General features: G+C 70.3%; 22 protein-coding genes. 3 read left to right on the forward strand and 19 right to left on the reverse strand.

Going from position 1 to position 22,973, the window contains the following annotated elements:
* Positions 1–169: 169 nt before the first annotated feature.
* The 15 genes from RG19_RS07290 to hrcA all read right to left on the reverse strand — a co-directional run bounded on the left by RG19_RS07290 (position 170) and on the right by hrcA (position 16,206).
* Entirely contained in the window at positions 170–889 is a 720-nt protein-coding gene (locus tag RG19_RS07290) for a 4-hydroxy-tetrahydrodipicolinate reductase (RefSeq protein WP_082672543.1), read from the reverse strand.
* A gap of 135 nt (positions 890–1,024) precedes the next feature.
* On the reverse strand, positions 1,025–2,710 hold the full coding sequence (locus RG19_RS07295; protein ID WP_058834703.1) for a complex I subunit 5 family protein: 1,686 nt from the start codon (positions 2,708–2,710) through the stop codon (positions 1,025–1,027).
* A gap of 2 nt (positions 2,711–2,712) precedes the next feature.
* On the reverse strand, positions 2,713–4,236 hold the full coding sequence (locus tag RG19_RS07300) for a complex I subunit 5 family protein (RefSeq protein WP_202905323.1): 1,524 nt from the start codon (positions 4,234–4,236) through the stop codon (positions 2,713–2,715).
* Positions 4,233–5,702, reverse strand: coding sequence for a complex I subunit 5 family protein (locus RG19_RS07305; RefSeq protein WP_202905324.1), 1,470 nt, complete (start codon positions 5,700–5,702; stop codon positions 4,233–4,235). Before RG19_RS07305 ends, RG19_RS07300 begins: the two co-directional genes overlap by 4 nt.
* A gap of 5 nt (positions 5,703–5,707) precedes the next feature.
* The gene (locus RG19_RS07310) at positions 5,708–6,091 is read right to left on the reverse strand and encodes an NADH-quinone oxidoreductase subunit K (RefSeq protein WP_202905325.1); all 384 of its coding nucleotides are present in this window, start codon (positions 6,089–6,091) and stop codon (positions 5,708–5,710) included.
* 11 nt (positions 6,092–6,102) lie between these two features.
* Positions 6,103–7,050 (reverse strand): hydrogenase subunit MbhD domain-containing protein, encoded by a 948-nt coding sequence (locus RG19_RS07315; protein ID WP_157515195.1) that lies wholly within the window; start codon positions 7,048–7,050, stop codon positions 6,103–6,105.
* Complete coding sequence (locus RG19_RS17200) at positions 7,050–7,508, reverse strand: cation:proton antiporter (RefSeq protein WP_082672545.1); 459 nt, start codon at positions 7,506–7,508, stop codon at positions 7,050–7,052. Before RG19_RS17200 ends, RG19_RS07315 begins: the two co-directional genes overlap by 1 nt.
* Positions 7,505–7,786 carry a monovalent cation/H+ antiporter complex subunit F gene (locus RG19_RS07325; RefSeq protein WP_058834706.1) on the reverse strand — a complete coding sequence of 94 codons (282 nt, stop codon included), beginning with the start codon at positions 7,784–7,786 and terminating at the stop codon, positions 7,505–7,507. Before RG19_RS07325 ends, RG19_RS17200 begins: the two co-directional genes overlap by 4 nt.
* On the reverse strand, positions 7,783–8,262 hold the full coding sequence (locus RG19_RS07330; protein WP_058834707.1) for a Na+/H+ antiporter subunit E: 480 nt from the start codon (positions 8,260–8,262) through the stop codon (positions 7,783–7,785). The genes RG19_RS07325 and RG19_RS07330 overlap by 4 nt, the downstream gene beginning before the upstream one ends.
* A gap of 204 nt (positions 8,263–8,466) precedes the next feature.
* Positions 8,467–9,570 carry a prephenate dehydrogenase gene (locus RG19_RS07335; protein WP_058836473.1) on the reverse strand — a complete coding sequence of 368 codons (1,104 nt, stop codon included), beginning with the start codon at positions 9,568–9,570 and terminating at the stop codon, positions 8,467–8,469.
* A gap of 8 nt (positions 9,571–9,578) precedes the next feature.
* Positions 9,579–10,505 carry a pyridoxal kinase gene (gene pdxY, locus RG19_RS07340; RefSeq protein WP_058834708.1) on the reverse strand — a complete coding sequence of 309 codons (927 nt, stop codon included), beginning with the start codon at positions 10,503–10,505 and terminating at the stop codon, positions 9,579–9,581.
* Positions 10,506–11,141: 636 nt separating this feature from the next.
* On the reverse strand, positions 11,142–12,278 hold the full coding sequence (dnaJ, locus tag RG19_RS07345) for a molecular chaperone DnaJ (RefSeq protein ID WP_058834709.1): 1,137 nt from the start codon (positions 12,276–12,278) through the stop codon (positions 11,142–11,144).
* A gap of 125 nt (positions 12,279–12,403) precedes the next feature.
* Positions 12,404–14,338: a molecular chaperone DnaK gene (dnaK, locus tag RG19_RS07350; protein ID WP_058834710.1), complete on the reverse strand. Its 1,935-nt coding sequence runs from the start codon at positions 14,336–14,338 to the stop codon at positions 12,404–12,406.
* A 188-nt stretch (positions 14,339–14,526) separates the two neighbouring features.
* The gene (gene grpE, locus RG19_RS07355) at positions 14,527–15,054 is read right to left on the reverse strand and encodes a nucleotide exchange factor GrpE (protein WP_082672546.1); all 528 of its coding nucleotides are present in this window, start codon (positions 15,052–15,054) and stop codon (positions 14,527–14,529) included.
* Positions 15,055–15,156: 102 nt separating this feature from the next.
* Positions 15,157–16,206: a heat-inducible transcriptional repressor HrcA gene (hrcA, locus tag RG19_RS07360; RefSeq protein ID WP_058836475.1), complete on the reverse strand. Its 1,050-nt coding sequence runs from the start codon at positions 16,204–16,206 to the stop codon at positions 15,157–15,159.
* Between the two features lie 318 nt (positions 16,207–16,524).
* On the opposite strand from hrcA, the gene recN reads away from it, so the two are divergent.
* Entirely contained in the window at positions 16,525–18,186 is a 1,662-nt protein-coding gene (gene recN, locus RG19_RS07365) for a DNA repair protein RecN (protein WP_058834711.1), read from the forward strand.
* A gap of 283 nt (positions 18,187–18,469) precedes the next feature.
* Here the strand turns inward: recN and fur are convergent, their stop codons facing one another.
* Entirely contained in the window at positions 18,470–18,877 is a 408-nt protein-coding gene (gene fur / locus RG19_RS07370; RefSeq protein ID WP_058834712.1) for a ferric iron uptake transcriptional regulator, read from the reverse strand.
* A 101-nt stretch (positions 18,878–18,978) separates the two neighbouring features.
* Between fur and RG19_RS07375 the strand changes: the two genes are divergently transcribed.
* Positions 18,979–19,356 (forward strand): outer membrane protein assembly factor BamE, encoded by a 378-nt coding sequence (locus tag RG19_RS07375; protein WP_058834713.1) that lies wholly within the window; start codon positions 18,979–18,981, stop codon positions 19,354–19,356.
* A gap of 49 nt (positions 19,357–19,405) precedes the next feature.
* On the opposite strand, the gene RG19_RS07380 is transcribed toward RG19_RS07375, so the two are convergent.
* Together RG19_RS07380 and RG19_RS07385 are read right to left on the reverse strand one after the other, a co-directional pair.
* Positions 19,406–19,684, reverse strand: a complete 279-nt coding sequence (locus RG19_RS07380; protein WP_058834714.1) for an RnfH family protein — start codon at positions 19,682–19,684, stop codon at positions 19,406–19,408.
* The gene (locus RG19_RS07385) at positions 19,681–20,109 is read right to left on the reverse strand and encodes a type II toxin-antitoxin system RatA family toxin (protein WP_058834715.1); all 429 of its coding nucleotides are present in this window, start codon (positions 20,107–20,109) and stop codon (positions 19,681–19,683) included. The genes RG19_RS07380 and RG19_RS07385 overlap by 4 nt, the downstream gene beginning before the upstream one ends.
* A 57-nt stretch (positions 20,110–20,166) precedes the next feature.
* On the opposite strand from RG19_RS07385, the gene smpB reads away from it, so the two are divergent.
* Complete coding sequence (gene smpB / locus RG19_RS07390) at positions 20,167–20,658, forward strand: SsrA-binding protein SmpB (protein WP_058834716.1); 492 nt, start codon at positions 20,167–20,169, stop codon at positions 20,656–20,658.
* A gap of 27 nt (positions 20,659–20,685) precedes the next feature.
* Here the strand turns inward: smpB and RG19_RS07395 are convergent, their stop codons facing one another.
* Positions 20,686–22,869, reverse strand: a complete 2,184-nt coding sequence (locus tag RG19_RS07395; protein ID WP_162267057.1) for a CHASE domain-containing protein — start codon at positions 22,867–22,869, stop codon at positions 20,686–20,688.
* Between the last annotated feature and the right edge of the window lie 104 nt (positions 22,870–22,973).

The following is a 22,973-nucleotide window of genomic DNA, read 5'->3' on the forward strand; positions in this document are numbered from 1 at the left end:
CGTGGCCGGAACGCGGGCTGCAAAAAACCGCGGACGTGGTCTGGAACCAGTCCGGGGCGGTGGTGTTCAGGCGAGCGGGAATTTTACCGGCCGATGACGCAAAAGGAAACGGCTTCGACGGGGCGGCATCACGAATCCGGGGCAACCGCAGCGCGCGGCCCGCTGCCGTTCAGGCGTCCGCCAGCAGATCCCGCATGCCGTACAGACCCGGCGTCCGGGCCGCCAGCCGTACCGCCGCCGTCAGTGCGCCCAGCGCGAACACGTCGCGGTTGGTGGCCCGATGCACCAGTTCGACCCGCTCGCCGACGCCCGCGAACTGCACCGTGTGCTCGCCGACGATGTCGCCCGCTCGCACGCTGGCGTAGCGTGGGGCCGCTCCGCCCCGCTCCGCCGAGGCGCCCAGCGCAAGCGCGGTGCCCGACGGCGCATCGAGCTTGTGGACGTGATGCTGCTCGAGGATGTCGCAGGCCCAGCCGTCGAGATCGCGCGCGGCACGCTCGACCAGCAGGTCGAGCACCGCCACGCCCAGGCTGAAGTTGGCCGCCCAGAGCACTGGGATACGAGATGCCGCGGCATCGAGCGCCCCCCGCTGGTCGTCGGACAGCCCGGTGGTGCCGGACACGAACGCGGCGCTGCGCGACACGCACAGCGCCAGCATGGCCTCGAACCCGTCGGGTAGGCTGAAGTCGATCGCCGCATCGAACGCCGGCACGCCGGCGAGTTCCTTCGCGGCGAAGCGCGGGATGCCGTCCACGACACGCTGGTCCACCTTGCGCGAGACCGCAGCGACCACCCGCAGATCCTCGCGATCGGCCGCCAGGCGCAACAGCGCTTGCCCCATCCGGCCGGATGCACCATGGACGAGCAAACGGATCGGTGTCTTCGACATCGGTCATCACTCCGGGCTGTGCGGCTTGCCGCGTGGGGGGCCGCATAGGCTGCGCCACCGGCGCGGTGCGATCAACCGCCGGCGGCGTCGCGCCCTCGTACCGGTACGGCGAAGGCATCGACGCACGTACGGAGGTCAGCGGACGAGCGCGAGCGACACCAGGATCAGCAACGTGCCGGCGACCGGCCACCGGGACAGTGCCCGTTCCGTGGCCTCGGACCATCGGCGCCACGGCAGGCGACGCAGACGCGCCACACGCCCGGGCGCAGGACGGGGCAGTTCCGCCACCCACCGGGCCCAGCAACGGACGCCGCCCCGCATCCCGGCCGCCAGCGGCCACAACAGATCGCCCTCGGGCACGCGCGGCAGGCCGCGCGTGCTCCACCGGGAGACGAGCCACCCGGTCGCCAACGCCGCGACGATCGGCCAGAGCCCGTCGCCCAGCGTGCCGGGACGCAGCTGATAGGCCAGCGTCGTGACGTCACCCGAGCCCCCCAGCCACCATGGCAGCGCGCACATCGCGACCACGCTCGCCCCCCACGGCAGCACCAGACCGGCAGCGGGGGTCGACGGCGCGTCCTGGATCTGCTGGCCACGCAGCAGCCAGAGGAAGCGCATCAGCAACAGCGCCGTACCGACCGCCGACGCGGCGAACAGCGCACCGCCCGTCCCATCGCCCAGCAATGCCTTCGCGCCCGTCTTCGCGACGGCGCCGGCCGTCAGCGGCGCGCCGGCAAGCGAAAGCGCGGGCACGCACAGCGCCAGCAGCACGGCCCGCCCCACACGGCCGCCACCCGCCGCGAGCGCGACACCCACGCCCAGGAACAGCGCCGCTTTCGCCAGCCCGTGGTGCACGCTGTAGAGCACGACCCCGTCGAGCACCTCGCCGCGCGCGTCGTGCCCCGGCAACAACGCCAGCAATGCGATCACCAGACCCATCTGGCTCACCGTCGAATACGCCAGCACGGCTTTCGGGTCGCGCTGGCACAGCCCGAGCGCGGCGCCGTAATACGCACCGGCCAGCCCCGCCCACAGCAGGATCGCTTGCGCGTCGGGGGCCGCGACGTCGGGCAGGAACTGCATCAGGCCGACCACGCCGGCTTTCACCAGTACCCCCGACAGCATCGCGGAGGCCGCGGTCGGCGCCGCCGGGTGGGCCAGCGGCAGCCACACATGCAGCGGCACCATACCCATCTTGATGCCGAACCCCACGATCAGCAGCGCCAGCGCGGCCTCCCGTCCGACCCCGTCGCCGAGCGCCGCCCGCACGTCGACGATCGCCAGCGAATCGGCGCTGCCGGTCGCCACGACGAAGGCGGCCAGCAGACAGGCCTCGCCCAGCACCGCCAGCGCGATGTAGACGGTGCCGGCGCGCCGGGCGGCGGTGGTGCGCGTGTGCACCACCAGCGGATACGCCGCCAGCGACAGGCAGGCGAACGCGGCGTAGAACGTGGCGACGTCCGCCGCCACGATCACCCCCAGGCTGCCCGCCAGGGTCAACAGCCACAGCGCAGCGAAGCGCACCCGACGCGGGTCGTCGCGCAGGTGCGTACGCGCGAACAGGCCCGCCAGGCACCAGACCAGCGCCGCGAAGCCGAGCATCGTGCGCATCGGGCCGTCCAGGGCCAGGCGCATGTCCAGCAGGACGGACGGCACCCCCAGCGCAACGCCCGCCGGTGCGGCCAGCGCGGCCGCCAGCGCCGGCAGCGGCGCCCACGGCAGCATCGCCAGCGCATGCGCGCGCATCGTCGGCCACAGCACCAGCGCGGCCAGCAGCAACGGCACGGCCAGGACCGGCACCAGCCAGAGCGTCACCACCATGGTCAGTAGAACCTTTCGACGATGAGCCGGGCCCAGCCCAGCGGGCTGAGCGCGAGCGCGGCGAACAGCCCCGCGGCCAACGAACAGAGCGCGGTGACCAGCGCCGGCAGGATCAGCCCCTGCCATGGCACTTCGAGCCGCATGCCGTCGCCGTCGCCGTCGCCGGCATCTGCCACCGTCCTCGAGGGCGGCCGGAACCAGGCGCGATAGAGCAGCGGGAGGAAATAGGCGGCGTTGAGCAGGCTCGACAGCACCAGCACGCCGAGGACCCAGGGCTGACCGGCGGCCAGGCCACCCAGCCCCAGATACCACTTCGACACGAACCCGGCCACCGGCGGCACGCCGATCATGCCCAGCGCGCCGATGGAGAACGCGAACACCGTCCACGGCATGCGCCGGCCCGCGCCGTCGAGCTGGGACACGGTCTGCACTCCCAGACGTTCGGCGAGCGCGCCTGCCGCGAAGAACAGGGTGATCTTCATCAGCCCCTGGTGGACCAGGTGCGTCAGCCCGCCGATCGCCGCCACCGGTCCGGCCAGACTCGCGCCCAGCACGATGTAGGCGACCTGGGAGACCGTGGAGTACGCGAGCCTTCGCTTGATGTCGGCCTGCTGCAGGGCGCGTATCGATCCGTAGAGGATCGTGACCGAGGCCAGTACCGCCAACGGGACGCCCAGCGCCAGCGCGGCGACGCGCTCGCTGCCGTAGACGTCGTAGATCAGGCGCACGATGCCGAATGCGCCGGCCTTGACCACCGCCACCGCGTGCAGCAACGCGCTCACCGGTGCCGGCGCCGCCATCGCGCCGGGCAGCCAGCCGTGCAGCGGTACCAGTGCCGCCTTCACGCCCAGCCCGCCCACGCAGAGCACGAACACCGCCCGCAGCGCCCAGTCGTCGACCTGGTCCAGCGCGTCCGGTCGCACGAACTCCACCGGTCCGGTCATGCCTTCCAGCCACACGATCCCGGCCAGCAGGGCGACGCTGCCGGTCATGGTGTAGGCCAGATAGCGCCGCCCGGCGGCCAGCGATTTCGCATCGCCCTTGTGCACCACCAGGGGCCAGGTCGACAGCGTGAGCAGTTCGTAGAACAGGAAGAAGGTGAGCAGCGAGCCGGAGAGCGCGATGCCGGTGGTCGCGGTCACGCAGAGATTGAAGAAGCCGAAAAAGCGCGCCTGGTCGGGACTTCCCCGCAGATAGGCGATGGCGTAGATCGTGGTGACCAGCCACAGGAAGGTCGACAGTGTGACCAGCAGCAACGCCAGCGCATCCACGCGCAGCAGCAGATCGAGACCGGGAACGAATGCCATGCGCACTTCGTAGCGCTCGCCCTGCGAGACGCCGGCGATCAGCCAGGCCACCACCAGCAGTTTCAACAGCGCGCCGGCGATGTTGATCCCGTCGCGCAGGCGGCTGTCGGCTGCGCGCAGGACGAACGACAGCAGCGCCGGCAACAACGCGCACGCCATCAGCAGCAGCACGGGCACCGCATCGGGCACGGGCGGATTGACCGGATCGATCGGATTCACTCGATCCCCTCCTCGGCCGCCAGCGGCCGACCGATCTGCAGCAGGGCATACGGCGCGTTGACCGCGATGCCCATCGCCACCGCGATCGCGGCCAGCACGAAAGGCACCGCCTGCCGCCACAGTGCGACCGATGATTTCAGCACGACGTCATGCCGCTTCAGCGCCCGGTTCAGCGGTCGGAACAGGTAGAGCGCCGCCAACAGTCCGCCGGCCAGCATGACCAGTGCGTAGCCGACCTGTCCTGCGGCCAGCGCCGAGGTCAGCATCAGATACTTCGCCATGAAGCCGCCGCTGGGCGGCAGGCCCATCAGCGAGACCGCCGCCAGCGCGAACGCGGCCAGGGTCAACGGCATCGCGCGCGCGAGGCCCTTCATGCCGCCGAGGCGGTCGTGTCCGAGCGCCTCGATCACCAGCCCGGCCGCCAGGAACATCGCCGCCTTGGCGAACGCATGCGCGAGGGCATGCAGCACCCCGCCCGTCCACGCACCGGCCGCCCACGGCATCTCGTAGGCGGCACCGCCGGCCAGCGGGAACACCAGGAACAGGTATCCCACCTGAGCCACCGTGGAGTACGCCACGATCCGTTTCAGGCGCGTCTGCACGATCGCCAGCAGCGACCCGTAGACGATCGCGGCCGCGCCCAGCGCGCCGAGCACCGGGGTGACACCGCGCCCGCCGGCGTCGGGCATCAGGTCGAACCAGATCCGCAACAGGATGAGGAACGATGCCTTGATCACCAGAGCCGACAGCAGTGCGCTTCCGGGTGCCGGCGCGCCGGCATGCGCGGGCGGCAGCCACGCATGCAGCGGGAACAGTGCCGTCTTCGCCAACAGGCCCGCGGTCATCAGCGCGCCGGCCAGCAACACCGCGCGGCTGTCGCCGAGGGTGCGATACAGCAGGCCGGTATCCAGGGCACCGGACGTCGCATAGATCAACATGACCCCGGCGAGATAGGCCGTGGAGCCCAGCAACGCGACCATCAGGTAGCGCAGCGCGGCCCGGGCGCTGCCGTAGGCGACCATGCCCACCGCCGCGATGGTCAGCAGTTCCAGCGCCACGTACAGGCTGAACAGATCGCGCCCGAGAAAGACCGCATTGAGTGCGGTCCACATCGCGTAGAACAACGGCCAGAAGGTGTAGCGTCGCGCCTGCTCCGGGATGCGCGGCGCGAACGCCCGATAGGCGCATGCGGCCACCGCCGGCATGATCAGTGCACAGGTGAGCACGAAGGCCGCCGACAGGCCATCGGCATGCAGGCCGATGCCGAGCGGCGCCTGCCAGCCGCCGAGCGCGACTTCGCGGGGGCCGTCGGTCGTCACCGCCCCCCACAGCGCCAGCGCCGTCGCGCACATCGTCGTCGACACGGCGACCAGCAACCCCAAGGCGCCCCGGCGACCGGCCACGACCGACCACAACGCCGCCGCCAGCGGCACGGCCACCAGCGTTTCCAGCAAGGGCCAGTCCACGAGCGTCACCGCCGACGCCTCCCGTCCGCAGCGCAAGCATCCGTCCCGCCGTCCCGCCCGTCGTCGTCATCCAGGCCGTCGCGGCCGCCACCGGTGCCGGGGCCCGGGCGCTCGGCGCCCGACTTGTCTTCCTCCCCCTCGTCCGCCAGGCGCAGCACCAGCGCTACCGCGAGCGCCGTGAGCGACAGCGCCACCACGATGCCGGTGATGACCAGCGCCTGCGCGACCGGGTCGACGCCAGCCGATGTCCGGGTGAGCGCACCGAAGTACAGGAAGAGCCCGCCGCCGACGACGTTGAACGCCACGATCCGGTGCAGCGGACGCAGGCGGGTGACGAAGCCGTACGCCCCGATGCCGACCAGCACGGCACCGCAGAGTGCGAACACCATCGAGCCCTGCATCAAGACCCGCCCTGTCCGCGCGGATTACCCGCCACCAGCAACCCCAGGGCGACCGCGATCGACAGCGCCAGCGCGAATTCGATCGCCACGATCAACATCGAGGCCGATGCCGACGGCAGGCCCATCAGATGCCCGGTCGTCGCCATGCCCAGCGCACCGACGGCCAGAAAGATGCCGGGCCCCGCCACCAGCGCCACACGCGTGCGCCGGGCGGTCGTCCGGGGCGCCTGCCGGAGCCCCGCCAACACCACGAGCAGGCCGACCGCCGCGAGGATGGTCCCGCCCTGGAAGGCCCCGCCGGGCCGATAGCTGCCGACCCACACCGTGTAGATCGCCACCACCAGGCCCACCGGCGGCAGCAGGCGCCCGAGCGTGGCCATCACGCCGTCGCCGCGCGCATGCTGGCGCAGCCCCGGAACATCGCCCCATGCCGCGCGCGGCACCAGAACCCACACCGCGATGAGCGCCAGCAGCAACACCGCACTTTCCATCAAGGTGTCGTAGGCGCGCAGGTTCAACAGTACGGCGGTCACCGGCTGCGAGGTACCGGCCTCGGCGCCCGCCTGTTCCACCGCGTCGCCCAGCCCCGCCCGTTCCTCGCCGTCCAGCGACCAGGCCGCTGCGCCGAGCAGCACCGTCAGCGCGGACGCGGTGCCGGCCGCGGCGAGCCTGGGCAGCCGACGCGTGGCCGGTGCGGTATCGATCGCGCCGCGACGCCGCAGCGCCGACCAGGCGCCGATCAAAAGCACGCCGGTCAGGCCGGTACCGATCGCGATTTCCGCCAACGCCACATCCACCGCCCCGAGCCGGACCCAGGCGATCGCGACCAGCACGCCGTAGGTCACGAAGAACGCGATCGCCGCGAACAGGGCGCGCCCGGTCACCGCCAGCCACGCCGTGCCGACCAGCATCGCGCACAGGATGAGATCCAGGATCGCCGCGCTCATCACGCCTCGCCCGGCCGCGCGCGCCTCCGCGCAGACGGCATCCGCGGCGGTGTCCCTCGGCCGGCGTGCCCAGGGCGTGCGCCGTGGCGCCCCTCCTGGGTACGCTGGCCGGGACGGTCCGGGTCGGCGCGCGTCGTTGATGGAGCGTTCCCATTCGACGGCGCCGGACGATCCTCATCGCGCAAGACCGAGCGCGCCAGCAACTGCGCTGCGGTCGACGCGGCGAATACCGCCAGCACCCAGATCAACGCCAGCTTGGCCGCTGCCCAGCCGGAGCCCAGATGCAGCGCCACGCCGATGGCCAGCAGACCGAGGCCGAGGTTGTCCGCTTTGGTCAAGGCATGCAGACGGCTGTGCGGATCAGGAAACCGCAACAGCCCCACCGTCCCGGCCACGAAAAAGAACAGCCCGGCGCCGACGAACACCCCGACCCCGATCGTCGCCAGCGCCGAGGTCACGATGGCTCCTCCGGATCGCCGGCACCATCAGGACTGGTCGCCTTGACGAACGCCACCGAGGCCAATGCGGCCAACAGCGCCAGCACCAGGGCCACGTCGAGCACAGCCGCCTCGCCCGATACTCCGGCCAGCAGCAGCAACACGCCGATCCCGCCGGTACCCACCAGTTGCGCGCTCATCATCCGGTCGGCCCTGCCGGGACCGCGATGGATACGGAACAGGCTGCCGGCCACCGTGAGCAACAGCAGCGCGGCCGCGCCCTCCAGCACGCCCGTCACCCGTCGCGCCCGTCGACTGCAGGGCGCCATGCCGCCGCGAAGCGGGCCTCCTCGTCGCCGAGTTGCCGCACCACGCGATCGCGTCCGACCAGGCAATGCACGTAGAGCACATCCTCGTCGCCACCTGCCAGCAACGAACCCGGCAGCAGACTCATCTCGCTACCGAAGATGTTGCGCTGGGTGCCGTCCTGCAACGCGGTGCGATATGCGATCCAGCCGCCATCGATCGGCATCCTCGGATGCAGCGCCAGCCACGCGATCTCGATGCCGCCGCGCAACGAGCGGTACAGGAAGCCCGGCACCAGGCGTGCGAACCCGAGGATGTCGGCGCGCACGCGGCCGGGCGGCAACAGCCACAGGCTGGCCGCCGTGGCCGACGCCGCCGCGAGAAGTCCCGCGACCCAACCGCCCGGCTCACCTCTGCTGAGCACCAGCCAGATCAAGGCGAAGCACACGAAACGTTTGACGATGGGCATGACGGACTCGGCGCATTGCGGACGAAACAGCGCCTCGGCACGTGGATCACCACGGCGGGCTGCGACGCCACATCATCGAAGACGCGCCGTGTAGGCGATGCGACGCGCGTGCCCTCCCCCGCGGGGCACCGTGGCCCCGGGCGACACGCAAACGTCTCCGGCCGCTACCCGCAGGCCGCCGGCCACCGTCCGCGCCTGTGCCGGTCAGCCACGACGCTCGAGAACCGTGCCGATCCCCTCGGTCGCCAGCGTCTGCGCCGCCGCATCCAGCGCGGCCCGGTCCACGGCGCCATCGAAGCCGACCCGGAAGTGCAACTCGCCGGACGGCGTGCGCGAGGAATGGATCGACCCGATGTTGAGCCGATGCCGCTCGAACGTCGCCAGCAGCGCACGCAACGAGCCCGGCCGGTCCTCGGGCAGGTGCACCGCCAGCGCCACCGGCTCCGCCAGATCCGCGAGCAGATAGCCGACCCGTTCGTAGGTGTGCTGACCGGCGTCGAGCGACTCCGCCATCGCCTCGCGGGCGGCGCCGATGACTTCGGTGCGGAACGCCGCGCGCGCGGCATCGTCGCCGGCCCGCACCAGGGCATGTACGCGTTCGAGTTCCTCGCGCAGCACGTCGAGTGCCTCGGCGACGTACGGATTGCCGAACTGGATGTCTTCGTAGATCTGCGGATTCAGCGCGAGCATCCGCGCGATCACTGCCGCATCCAGCTCGAAGGAGACCGAACGGTACGGCATCAGCGCCTCCAGCCCCCCTGCACGGCGGATCGCCCCCGCCTGCGCCAGGTGCAGCGCATGCACCTGCGCCTGCACGCTGGCCATGATCCGGTCGTGCTGCACGGGATCCGCACGCACACACTCGGCCTCCAGCGCGGTCACCAGTTGCTCGATCCATGTGCGCCAGTCCGCCACGCGCGCTTCGCACAGCACCAGCACGCGTCCCTTGAGCGTCGGCGACTTGGGCGGCGCGGTCATCGGATGCAACCCCACGACCTCCGCCTGCGTGCGCAACATGGCCGATACGGGCGCGTCCTTGATGGAAGTGACGTCGAGCCAAAGTTTGCCGGACTCGCGTCCTGCGGACGCCACCCGCCAGGCATCGATGATGTCCGCGGTCTGGCGGATCGGCACGGAGAACAGCAGCACGTCCGCCGTGTCGAGCAGTTCCGCCGGTGGCAGCGCATCCGGATCGGCGGGGTCGTGGCCGAGCACCCGCAACCCCATCCGCTCGCGGAAGAAGGTGGCCAGCCAGCGCCCGTAGGCACCACCGCTTCCGACGATGCCGACCATCGGACGCACCGGCACGGCAGCGCTCATGCCAGCCGCTCCGCAGGAAACCGGGCGTGGTGGGCATGCGCGGCCGGGACCGCCGCCAGCACGTCCAGTTCCTCCTGATCCGAGGCCAGGGTCGCTTCGAGCGCGCCGTGCACACCGGCCAGGGCGAACGAGACCGCCTCCGGCAAGGGCTTCCCTCGCAGGTGCGCGGCGAGCATCAGCGCCAAAAGCACGTCGCCGGTGCCGGCCACGTCCACCGGCAGATACGGCGTGGACCAGCGCCAGACCGCATCGTGGCCGACCAGCAACGTCACCAGCATGTCCGGCGCGCCGGACACGCTGTGCGCCAGTACCCACGCCGGGCCTCGTGCCAGCAACGCCCGCGACGCGGCGATGGCATCGGCCTGCGCCAACGCCGGTAGGCCGGTCAGCCGCTCCAGTTCGAACGCGTTCGGCGTGACCAGCCAGGCCCGGGTTATCAGACGTTCGACGAAGATCCGCTCGATCCCGGGCTCCACGTAAGGCCCGGTGTGGGTGTCGCCGATGACCGGATCGAGCCAGTAGCGCAGGCCCGGTGCCTGCGGCAGCGTGGCCTCCACCCAGTCGGCGAACGCATTGCCGTTGTCCACCGTGCCGAAATAGCCCGAGACCAGCGCACGCGCGCGTGCCGGCAGCCCGCGCTCGCGCGCGCCCTGCAACAGATCGGCGAGCCAGTCGGCCGGCAGCATGCGGCCGCGCAGGGTGTCGTAGAACGGCGCGTTGCTGAGCAGCGTGGTCGGGATCTCCGCCACGCGCAGGCCCATCGCCCGCAGCGGCGGCACCGCCGCGCTGTTGCCGGCGTATCCGTAGACCAGCTGCGACTGCACCGAGATCACGTCGATCGGCGACGGCCCGTCGGGACGCTGGCGTCGGCCGTGGACGAGGTGGCCGCCCTCGGGGCGCGTGTGCTCGGCATTGGTGTTCATCGATGCATTCTAGTCGCGCGCCCGGTTGGCGGAGATAGGGTCCACGCGCTTGCTCCGCTTGGTGTCGTTGCGACCTGGCGGGTCACGCCGGAACCGGAAGCCTTCTGGCACGAATGCGCCTGGCACCCGTCAAGCACGGCAGCAGATGCACGAAAAGCTTCTCGACGATCTGCAGGACCCGAGGGGCGGAACGCCTGCGAGGATTTCGTCGAGACGCCGCGCCCAGGCGACCGGGCATCGCTCTTCCCTCGGTCAAGGCATCCTGCCTTGACTCGGGCGCGCGCCATCCATGGCGCGCTTGACGCGACACCCGGCCGCCTGGACACGGCTCGTCTCGGCATCGGGATCGGCGCTTCGGTTAGAACAAGCTGCGCCAGCGACTGGCCGACGCGGCCGAGATAATGCGGAGAGCCGGCCATGGGTGAGCGCCGACGGCTTGCGCGGCACTGCCGCGCGGCCGGGCTGACCGAGCGAAGGAGCATGCCCCGGCTGCGGCGACGCTCCTGCCGAAGCCCACGCACTCCTCATGCTTCCGTCCCGAATGTCCCTCGCACTTGGAAGAAGAGCCAAAAAAAAGCCGCCGCGGGTGAGCCGCGGCGGCTTTCTAACGACGCAGAGTGCGACAGCGAAACGCCGTCAGGACGTCATCCGGTCCCAGAACCCGCGCACGCCGTCGACGAAGGTGCTCGACTTGGGCGAATGGCGACGCGCGCCGTCGCCGACGAAGGTGGCCTCGAACTTCTCAAGCAGCTCGCGCTGCTCGGGGGTGAGGTTGACCGGCGTCTCGACCACGGCCTTGCAGTACAGGTCGCCGCGATGCCGGCTGCGGACCGATTTGACGCCCTTGTCGCGCAGGCGGAACACCTTGCCGCTCTGGGTCTCGGCCGGAATCCGGATCTCGGCCTCGCCATCCAGCGTCGGCACCCGCACGGTGTCGCCCAACGCGGCCTGGGAGATCCGGATCGGGACCTCGCAATGCAGGTCGTCGCCTTCGCGCACGAAGATCTCGTGCGGCTTCACCCGGATCTCGACGTACAGATCGCCCGGCGCCGAGCCCGCGGGTCCCGCCTCGCCCTCGCCGGTCAGGCGGATGCGATCGCCGGTATCGACGCCCGCGGGCACCTTGACCGACAACACCTTTTCTTCTTCCACCCGCCCGGCGCCGTGACAACTCTTGCAGGGATTGACGATGGCCTGCCCGCGCCCACCGCAGTGCGGACAGGTCTGCTGCATGGTGAAGATTCCACGCTGCATGCGGACCTGGCCGCGGCCATGACAGGTGCTGCAGGTCTCGATCTTGCCGTCCTCGGAACCGCTGCCATCGCAACTGCCGCACTCGGCGAGCGTGGGCACCTCGATCTGCTTCTCGATGCCCCCGACCGCCTCGCGCAGGTCGAGTTCCATGACGTAGCCGACATCGGCCCCACGCCGGGGGCCGCCACGGCCGCCGGCGCCGCCGAAAATGTTGCCGAACAGGTCGCCGAAGATGTCGCCCATGTCGGCACCGCCGAAACCGCCCGGACCCGCATTGCCGCCGCCCATGCCGTGCTCGAACGCGGCGTGACCGTGCTGGTCGTACATGCGTCGCTTGCCGCCGTCGGACAGGACCTCGTAGGCCTCCTTGGCTTCCTTGAACGACGCCTCGGCGGCGGCGTCACCCGGATTGCGATCCGGGTGGTACTTCATCGCGCTGCGGCGATACGCCTTTTTGAGATCGTCTTCGGTGGCGGTACGGGACACGCCCAGGACTTCGTAGTAATCGCGTTTGCTCATCGGCCCAGATCAGTCGTGCGAGTGCTGCACAGGTGCGTGGCGTGCGTACCGGACGCGGAACGCACGACGCCCCGGCGAACCGGGGCGACCAAGGCCGGGCGGATGGGATCCGCCCGGCACTGCGGTCAGGACTTCTTGTCGTCGTCCTTGACCTCGGTGAACTCGGCGTCCACCACGTCGTCGTTGTTGGCCTGCGACGGGCCGGCGCCCGGACCCTGCCCCGCATCGCCTTCCGGCTGCTGGCTGGCGGCCACCGCGGCGAACAGCGCCTGCGCGGACTCCTCCAGCGCCTTCGACTTGGCCTCGATCTGGCCCTTGTCGTCGCCCTTCATCGCCGTCTCGAGCTCGGCCAGCGCGCCTTCGACACGACCGATCACCTCGCCCGGCACCTTGTCGCCGTTGTCCTTGATCGCGCTGCGGGTGCTGTGCACCAGCGCATCGGCCTGGTTGCGGGTGGTCACCAGCTCCTGGAACTTCTTGTCCTCCTCGCGGTGCGCCTCGGCGTCGGCGACCATCCGCTGGATCTCGTCGTCCGACAGGCCCGAGCCGGCCTTGATCTCGACCTTCTGTTCCTTGCCGGTCTTCTTGTCCTTGGCGGTGACGTGGACGATGCCGTTGGCGTCGATGTCGAACGACACCTCCACCTGCGGCATGCCGCGCGGCGCGGCGTCGATGCCCGACAGGTCGAACTTCGCCAGCGACTTGTTGTAACGGGCCTGTTCGCGCTCACCCTGCAGGACGTGCACGGTGACCGCGGACTGATTGTCCTCGGCGGTCGAGAAGGTCTGCGACGCCTTGGTCGGCACCGTGGTGTTCTTCTCGATGATCTTGGTGAACACGCCGCCCAGGGTCTCGATGCCCAGGCTCAGCGGGGTCACGTCGAGCAGCAGCACGTCCTTGACGTCGCCGGCCAGCACGCCGCCCTGGATCGCGGCGCCCAGCGCCACGGCCTCGTCGGGGTTGACGTCCTTGCGCGGCTCCTTGCCGAAGAACTCCGACACCGCCTGCTGCACCTTCGGCATGCGGGTCTGCCCACCGACCAGGATCACCTCGTTGATGTCCGAGGCGCGCACGCCGGCGTCGTTGAGCGCGGTGCGGCAGGGCTCGATCGACTTCTTGATCAGGTCCTCCACCAGCGCCTCGAGCTTGGCCCGGGTCAACTTGATGTTCAGGTGCTTCGGCCCCGAGGCGTCGGCGGTGACGTACGGCAGGTTGACCTCGGTCTGCTGCGACGACGACAGCTCGATCTTGGCGCGCTCGGCGGCGTCCTTCAGGCGCTGCAGGGCCAGCGGATCCTTGCGCAGGTCGATGCCCTGGTCCTTCTGGAACTCGTCCACCAGATAATCGATGACGCGCTTGTCGAAGTCCTCGCCACCGAGGAAGGTGTCGCCGTTGGTGGCCAGCACCTCGAACTGCTTCTCGCCGTCGACCTCGGCGATCTCGATGATCGACACGTCGAACGTACCGCCACCCAGGTCGTACACCGCGATCTTGCGGTCGCCGCCGGCCTTGTCCAGGCCGTAGGCCAGCGCTGCCGCGGTGGGCTCGTTGATGATGCGCTTGACGTCCAGGCCCGCGATCTTGCCGGCGTCCTTGGTCGCCTGGCGCTGGGAGTCGTTGAAGTACGCCGGCACGGTGATGACCGCTTCCGTGACCTTCTCGCCCAGATAATCCTCGGCGGTCTTCTTCATCTTCTCCAGGATGCGCGCGGAGATTTCCTGCGCGGACAGCTTCTTGCCGTCGCTGGTGGCCACCCACGCGTCGCCGTTGTCGTGCTCGGCGATCTTGTACGGCACCAGGCCGATGTCCTTCTGCACTTCGGCGTCGGAGAACTTCCGGCCGATCAGGCGCTTGACCGCGAAGAAGGTGTTGTGCGGATTGGTGACGGCCTGACGCTTGGCCGAGGCGCCCACGAGCACCTCGCCATCCTTGGTGTAGGCCACCACCGACGGAGTGGTGCGATCGCCCTCGCTGTTCTCGATGACCTTGGATTTGCCGCCGTCCATGATCGCCACGCACGAGTTGGTCGTGCCGAGGTCGATGCCGATGATCTTTGCCATGAGTGGTTCCCTCTGATCCCGATGTGTTGATGTGTGCGGGCGGCCCCGGCCGCCGATGCGGCTTATCTGGGGGCGCCCGTCAGGGCTTCAAGCCAGCCGCGACCCCGGCCGCGTCGGCGTATTCGAACGGCGGCCCGCGGCCGCGATGCCGGACCCGGTTCGCGGGCATCACCCGCGCCCGGCAGGCCTCAGTCGCGCGCCACCACCACCAGCGCAGGACGCAGCAGGCGCTCGTTGAGCACGTAGCCCTTCTGGAAGACCTGCGCAACGTGCCCCGGCGGTACGTCGCCCGGGTCGGTCTGGCTGATCGCCTGGTGATGTGCCGGGTCGAACGGCTGGCCGGCCGGGTCGACCTGGCGCAGGCCGTTGTCGGTGGCGACTTTCAGCAGCTGGCGCTGGGTCATTTCCAGCCCCTCCCGCAGCGGTCCGGCCTCGCCGGCTGCGGCCAGGCCGGCGTCGAGGCTGTCGAACACCGGCAGCAGGTCGCCCAGCAGACGCTCGTTGGCGAAACGACGCGCCGCATCGACCTCGCGGGCCAGGCGCTTGCGCTGGTTCTCCAGGTCGGCGCGCTCGAGCAGCGTCTGCGCACGGACCTGCTCCACTTCCGCCTGCAGCAGTTGCACCTGCTCCTCCAGCAGCGCCTGCGGCGACAGGCCGTCCTCGCCGTGGGGGGGCAGCTCGTGTTCGGGTGAATCCGGGTGATGCTCGTTGCTCATCTCGATATCCGTGGCGGTCGTTCGGCCGCCGCTGGCGCAGCAATGGGGTTGGCCGGGCAGGATTCAAGGGCATCCGTCCCGCGACCGGGCCCCTCGCGGCTCTCAGCCGGTGCGCGGCGGGCCCTGCTCCAGGGCCGCACCCAGCACGTCGGCCGTGGCCTGCACCACCGGAATGATCCGGTCGTAGGCCATCCGGGTCGGTCCGATCACCCCCAGCACGCCCAGCACGCGGCCATCGGCGGCGTATGGGGCGGTGACCAGCGACACTCCCTCCAGCGGTGCGAGCCCGGTCTCCTCGCCGATGAAGATGCGCACGCCCGGCGCCTTCACCGTGCGCTCGAACAACTGCAGGATCTCCCGCTTGCGCGAGAACGCGTCGAACAGATCGCGCAGACGGTCCAGGTCCGACAGATCCTGCACCCCGATCAGGCGGGTCTGCCCGGCGACCACCATGTCCTCGGTGTCGTCGGGCGCCAGCGCCTGCTCGGCCAGTTCGACCGTGCGCGCCAGCAGGCTCTCCATCTCGTCGCGGGCGACCCGCATCTCGCGCAGCAGGGTGGCGCGGATGTCGGCCACCGAGCGCCCGGCGAAATGCACGTTGAGGTAGTTCGCCACCCGTTCCAGCTCGGAGGCGTCGTAGGCGCGGCGCACCTGGATCAGGCGGTTCTGCACCTCGTTGTCGGCGAACACCAGGATCGCCATCACCCGCTGGCTGTCCACCGCGACGAAGTCGATGTAGCGGAACGCGAACTGCTCGCGCTTGGGCACGCTGACCACGCCCATGAAGTGGGTCATCGCCGAGACCAGCTCCGAGGCGCTGCCCAGCAGGGACTGGGTGCCGCCGCCGGCAGGCAGGCCGTCGCGCAGGCGGCTGACCTCGCCCTCCGGCAACGGGCGCAGTTGCAGCATGGAATCGACGAACACCCGGTAGCCCTGCGCGGTCGGCACGCGCCCGGCCGAGGTATGCGGCGCGGTCAGCAGACCGCTGTCCTCGAGGTCGGCCAGGATGTTGCGGATCGTCGCCGGGCTGACGTCGAGCCCGGCGTGCCGGGCCAGGGTCTGCGAGCCCACCGGCTCGCCGTCCTCGATATGGCGGGCGATCAACGTACGCAGCAGATGCCGGGCACGGGCGTCGAGTTCGTCGGTGGGCAGGCGTTTGCGGGTCACGCTTCACGATATCAGGCACGCGCCGCTCCGGTGCAAGCCCGCCTCCGACAGGACCGGCGCACAGGCACTGCCGGACGTTACGGCCGGACGGGCCGGGCGATCGCGCGGTCATCGCGACCTGACCCTGCGGTCGGCCGAACCGACCGGCGAATCCTGCCCGCAGTCAGGCGCCCGGATCGCGACCGCCCGCGCGATGAACCACGACGCTGTCGCGCGACGCACGACCGGTCTCAACCGGTGCGTCACGCGCCGGTATCGTGTGGCTGTTGGCCGCACGTCGGCCTGCCCGTCACAATCCACGCCATGCTGACCCATCTCGCCATCCGCAACTTCGCCGTCGCCAACGCCAGCGAGCTCGAATTCGGGCCCGGCCTCACCGTCATTTCCGGCGAGACCGGCGCCGGCAAATCGCTGCTCGTCGATGCGCTCGGATTCCTTTCGGGCCAGCGCGCCGACAGCGGCATGGTGCGCCACGGCGCCGAACGCGCCGAGCTCAGCGCGGTCTTCGACCTCGACGATGCCCCGGGCGCACGCGCCTGGCTGGCCGCGCAGGAACTCGACGATGGCGACACCTGCCAGCTGCGACGGACCCTGCGTGCCGATGGCGGTTCGCGGGCGTGGATCAATGGCCGCACCGCGACCATCGGCCAGTTGGCGGAACTGGCCGGACACCTGGTGGAGATCCACGGCCAGCACGAGCACCAGGCGTTGCTGTCGCGCGGCGCCCAGCTCGCCTTGCTCGATGCCTACGGCCGCCACGCCCCTGCACTGGCCGATGTGGCCGCCGCGGCGCAGGCGTGGCAGGCCCTGCTCGACGAGCGCGAGCACCTGGCCGGCCTCGGCGACCCGGGCGAGCGTCGCGAATGGCTGGCCCACCAGCTCAAGGAATTCGACCGCGAACGGCTCGAACCCGAGGCCCTGGCCGAGCTCGATGCCGCCCACCGTCGCCAGGCCAATGCCGCCGGCCTGATCGCCACCTGCGACGGCGTGCTGGCCGAGCTCGGCGACGACGACGCCCTCGGCCGCCGGCTGCAGCGCATCCGTGGCGACCTGGCCCGCATGCGCGACGACGAACCGCGCCTGGCCGAGGCCGACGGCATGCTGGAAGCGGCGGCGATCCAGCTCGATGAAGCCCAGTTGCTGCTGCAGCGCATCCGCGACGATCTCGACATCGACCCCGAGCGCTATGCCGAGCTCGAACGCAGCCTGGCCCGCGTTCACGACCTCGCCCGCAAGCATCGCGTCGCACCCGACGCGCTGATCGGCGTGCGCGACCGCCTGCGCTCCGAGTTCGAAACCCTGGCCGATGCCGACGAACGCCTGCAGCGCCTGGACGGCGACATCGCCGCCGCGACCCAGCACTGGCGCACAGCGGCGGACGCACTGGGCCATGCGCGACGCACGGCCGCGGCCCGGCTTTCGAGCGACACCACGGCGTTGATCGCCGAGCTCGGCATGGGCGGCGGCCGCTTCGAGATCGCACTGGAGGCGCAACCGACGCCGCGGCCCGATCCGCAGGGGGCCGAACGCGCCGAGTTCCTGGTGGCCGCCAACACCGGCCAGCCTCCCCGGCCGTTGCGCAAGGTGGCCTCCGGCGGTGAGCTGTCGCGCATTTCGCTGGCGATCGAAGTCGCCGCGCTGGGGCTGGATGCGGTGCCGACGATGGTCTTCGACGAGGTCGACACCGGCATCGGCGGCGCCGTGGCGGCGATCGTGGGCAGCAAGCTGCGCGCGCTCGGCGCACAACGTCAGGCGTTGTGCGTGACCCACCTGCCGCAGGTGGCCGCGCAGGGCCACGCGCACTATCGGGTCAGCAAGCGCACCGTGGACGGGGCGACCGAAAGCGCGGTCGAACGGCTGGACGCGCGTGCCCGCGAAGAGGAGTTGGCCCGGATGCTCGGCGGCGTGGACGTCACCCGCGAGGCGCGTGCGGCAGCGCGGAAGCTGTTGCAGACGGCGGACTGACGCCGAGCCTCGGCTCGCGGCCTTGCTCCCTGCTCCCGCCTGCGGGTCTCCCGCAAGCAGGAGAGGGGCGATGGTGCCGGACATGAGCGGCCAGCCCCCTTCTCCCGCCTGCGGGAGAAGGTGCCCCGCAGGGGCGGATGAGGGTGCTTTTCGCGCGATGCCGCACGTCTGCCCTCACCCCAACCCCTCTCCCGCTGGCGGGAGAGGGGCGATGGTGCCCGGCGGGCGTCGTTTCGGGGACATCGTCCGCGAACGTCAGCAATGAGGGGTTTTGAAGGGCGGTTTACTGGCGCTTCTTGCGCACGTAGAGCACCAGCGAGTGCTCGTCGAGGATGCAGCCGTGCTCGTCGGCGATCCGGTTGAGCAGCGCCACGATCTCTGGGCTCTCGAACTCGGTGATCTGGCCGCTGCTCATGTCCACCATGTGGTAGTGGTGATCGCCACGATCGAGTTCGTACAGCGCGTGGCCGCCCTCGAAGTTGTGCTTGACCACCAAGCCGGCGGCCTCGAACTGGGTCAGGACGCGGTAGACGGTCGCCAGGCCGATTTCGTCGCCCTGGTCCAGCAACTGGCGGTAGATGTCTTCCGCGGTCATGTGCTGGCGCGGGGTCTTCTGCTCCAGCAGCTCCAGGATGCGCATCCTGGGGTGCGTGACCTTGAGGCCCGCTTTGCGAAGGTCGAGGGATTCCATGCTGTCTCCAGGCGGTCTGCGCTGAATGGCGGCGGGCCGAAACGGTTGCGAACGTGGGCCGGAGTGTATCATCGGCGGGTTCCCGACTTTCGCCTGTCCCCATGCGCAACCTCTTCGTCACGCTCATCGTCGCCGGCCTGCTCACGGGCTGCGGCATCATCTACAAGCAGCCGATCTATCAGGGCAGCCTGGTGCAGCCCACCGCCGTGGAGCAGTTGCGGGAAGGCATGAGCCGGCAGCAGGTCTCGGCGCTGCTCGGCACGCCGTCGATCGCCGATCCGTTCCACCACGATCGTTGGGACTACACCGCCAGCCAGCGCAACAATCGCCTGGGCCGCACCGAGATCAAGAACCTCACCGTCTGGTTCGAGAACAACCAGGTCGCGCGCTGGGAAGGCGAGTACTTCCCCAAGCAGGACGAGGAACTCGCCGCGGAAATGCGCAAGTTCGGCAACCTGCCGCGCGAACGCCGCCGCTGATCGGCCGCACGACGCATCATCCGAAACGACCGGCCGCTGGCCGGTCGTTTCATTTCCGGGCCGGGCGTTCGGCCGCGCGTCGGCGTCGCGCGTCCTTGGGATCGACCTGCAGCGGCCGCAGCAGTTCCAACCGGTCGCCATCGTGCAGCGGCGTATCCGGCGCCACCCGCTCGCCAAACACCGCCACGCCGTCGACCCCGTCCATCGGCAGGCCGCAGCGCGCGAGCGCATCGGCGACCCGGGCCCCGGGGGCCAGCGTCAAGGTCACCGACTCGAACTGCCGCGGCCAGGCCAGCACCACGTCGACACGCGGGCCTGCGTCGCTCACGCCTCGCGTCCGGCCACACGCACGAAGTCGTCGACCATGCGGTCGGCCAATCCCCGGAACCCGGCCGTGAGCGCCGGCAGCAACAGACGGCTGCGCGGCTCGAAATCCAGGGTGAGGGTCACCTTGCAGGCGGCCGCGTCGAGCGCCTTGAACTCCCAGCGTCCCTCCAGCCGCTTGAACGGGCCGTCCTTGAGGTGCATGTCGATGCGGTGCGGCGGATCGAGCGCGTTCTCGGTCAGGAACCAGGTCCGCAGCGCGCCGATGCCGAGGTCCAGCCGGGCCACCTGCCGTTCCGGGGTGGACTCGATCACCTCGGCCCGGTCGCACCAGGCGAACCGCGTCGGGTAGGCCTCGACATCGTGGACCAGGGCGAACATCCGCGAGGCGGGTTGTTCGACCAAAGCGCTGCGTTCGATCTTCGGCATGAAGGCTCTGCGTATGCGGGAGTGTCCTCGCCAGCCCGATTCGGGGACAATGGCGGGATGGCTAAACAAGCGGGCAAGGATAAGGCAAACGGCGCGACCATCGCGCTGAACAAGCGTGCGCGTCACGAGTACCACCTCGAGGAACGTTTCGAGGCGGGCGCCGCCCTGCAGGGTTGGGAGCTCAAGGCGATTCGCGCAGGCCGCGCCAACATCGGCGAAAGCTATGCCGTCGTCCTGCACGGCGAGATCTTCCTCGTCGGCGCGCAGATCACCCCGCTGATCTCCACGTCCAGCCACGTGGTGCCCGAGTCCCGACGCTCCCGCAAGCTGCTGCTGCACCGGCGCGAGATCGACCAGTTGATCGGCAAGGTCGAGCGCGACGGCTACACCCTGGTGCCCACCGCGCTTTACTGGAAGGGCAACAAGGTCAAGGCGGAGATCGCGCTGGCCAAGGGCAAGCAGAAGCACGACAAGCGTGACACCGAACGCGAGCGCGACTGGAACCGGGAAAAGCAGCGCGTCCTGCGGCGCCACAACAAGGACGCCTGACGTCGATCACCGCGGCGCCGGCCGGACTCAGCCCGCCGACGTGTCCTCGCCCTCGGGCAGCGTGAACCAGAAACAGGCGCCCTCGCCTTCCTGCGCCTCCGCCCAGACCTCGCCACCATGGCGCTCGACGATCCGGCGCACCGACGCCAGACCGATCCCGTGCCCGGGGTACTCGTCCTGGCGATGCAGACGCTGGAACGGCCGGAACAGCTTGGACGCATACGCCTGCGAGAAGCCCACGCCGTTGTCACGCACGAAGAAGGCCTCACCGCCGTCCTGCCGGCGTGCACGGCCGATCTCGATCCGCGCACGCGCGCGGCCGCCGCTGAACTTCCAGGCATTGCCGATCAGGTTCTGCAGCAGATTGGCGACCAGGGCGGGGTCGCCATGTGCCTCGAGCCCCTCGCCGATCGCCACCTCGACATCGCGGCCCGTTTCAGTCTGCTGCAGCTCCACGACCACCTGCTCCGCGATCGCGCCCAGATCCAGCGACTGCCTGCTCAACTCGGCACGGGACAGCCGCGCCATCTGCAGCAGGGCATCGATCAACGCATCCATGCGCCGGGTCGCGGCCCGGATCCGCCCGAGATAATCGCGCCCGGTGTCGTCGAGCGCCGCGCCGTGACGGTCGGCGAGGATCCGCGAGAAGCCGTCGATGGCACGCAATGGCGCGCGCAGATCGTGGGACACGCTGTAGGAGAACGCCTCCAGCTCATGGTTCGCGCGCTCGAGCTGGCGGGTCCGGTGAGCCACCCGTATCTCCAGGGTCCGGTTGAGGGCGCGCACGCGCTCCTCGGCGCGATACCAGTCGGTGACATCGTCGATCTGCAGCAGCCGCACCACTTCTTCGCTGGCCTCGCCCGGCACCGGCGCCGAGAACAGCCGCACGCGCCGGCGACTGCCATCGTCGCGCCGCAGGACCCGGCTGGCCCGATACACGCCCTCGCGCGCATGCGCGCCGGCCTCCTCGTCCTCGACCTCCACGGCGTCGCGCCCGTCCGCGAACAGAAGCGCCATATCCTGGCCGATCAGGCTTTCCAGCGGGCGTCCGACAATCGTCGCCAGCGCCGGATTGGCATCCACGATCCGATCCTCGTCGTCGAGCAGGGCCTTGCCGATCGGCGAGTGCGCCATCGCGCTGCGGAACCGGGATTCGCTGCGCCGGTAGGAATCGCTCATCCGCATCGCCAACCGCTCCGCATGCAGCCGGGTGCGCGCCAGCGACCAGACCGTGGCCGACAGCAACAGCGCCGCGAGGATGCCGACCAGGACCGTGGCGCTGCCCATGCGCCACAGGCCCAGGCCGGGTCGCAACGAAACGAAGTCGACATGCCACTGCCGGCCATAGACCTCCTGGGTCGCGCTCATGGCCTGGTGGCCCTTCGCGACGAGGCCGGCGTAATCGGAATCGACATACAGGTCCCGGGGCGCATCGTCGGTCACGTCCGAGATCCTGATCGCGAGGGTGCGCGGCCAGTGGGCGAGCGATTGCGGAATGAACGTCCGTGCGCGTACCGGCACGTAGGTCCAGCCCTGCAGCGCGATGCGGCGGCCCTCGACCGTATCCGGCCGAATCCCGCCGTAGTACACCGGTGTGAACAGCAGGGCGCCCTCCGGCGTGTCGTCCTGGGCGCGCCGCAGCCGCAGAGGCCCGGTCAACCGCGACTCGCCTTCGTCGCGGGCCCGCTCCATGGCCGCGCGCCTGACGGGTTCGCTCAGCATGTCGTAACCCAGGGTGATGCGATGTTCCGGCGTCCGCGGCTCGAGATAGAGCACCGGACCGTAGGCCGCGCGCACGCCGCGCGGTTCGATCGCGAACAACCCTTTGCCTTCCGCGCGCTGCTCCAGTTGCAGCTCGCGCAGACTCTCCGGCACGAGATACGGCGCGTAGCCGAGCGTGCCGGCGCCGGCGCCCTGCCCCACCTGCAGGCCGTCCACGTAGCTGCGCCATTGCTGCGCGCTGGGCCGCTCCAGCGAGGCGAACAACGAGGCCCCGCCGCGCGCGCTCAGCTCGTAGGCCAGCAGGCGCTGCGACAGCAGATCCAGCACCTGGGTGACGTCCTCGGCCATATGCGCCTGGCGCAACTGCTGGTCGCGCTGGAACTCCACCCGCCCGTACAGCGCGACCAGCAACAGCGAGCCCACCAGCACCGCGAGGGCCAGCCCGTCGGCCATGCGGGTACTTCCGTGCACCCCGTTCGACTCGCGCATGTCCCGCTCGTTCCCGTGCATCCCCATCGCCGTCGTGTGCCCGCACCGGATGAACGAATCCGCCTCCGGCGCGGGTTTCTACTTGAGTCCCTCGCTGTCGCCCC

This window comes from Luteimonas abyssi (genome assembly GCF_001482195.1).
Lineage (GTDB): Bacteria > Pseudomonadota > Gammaproteobacteria > Xanthomonadales > Xanthomonadaceae > Luteimonas > Luteimonas abyssi.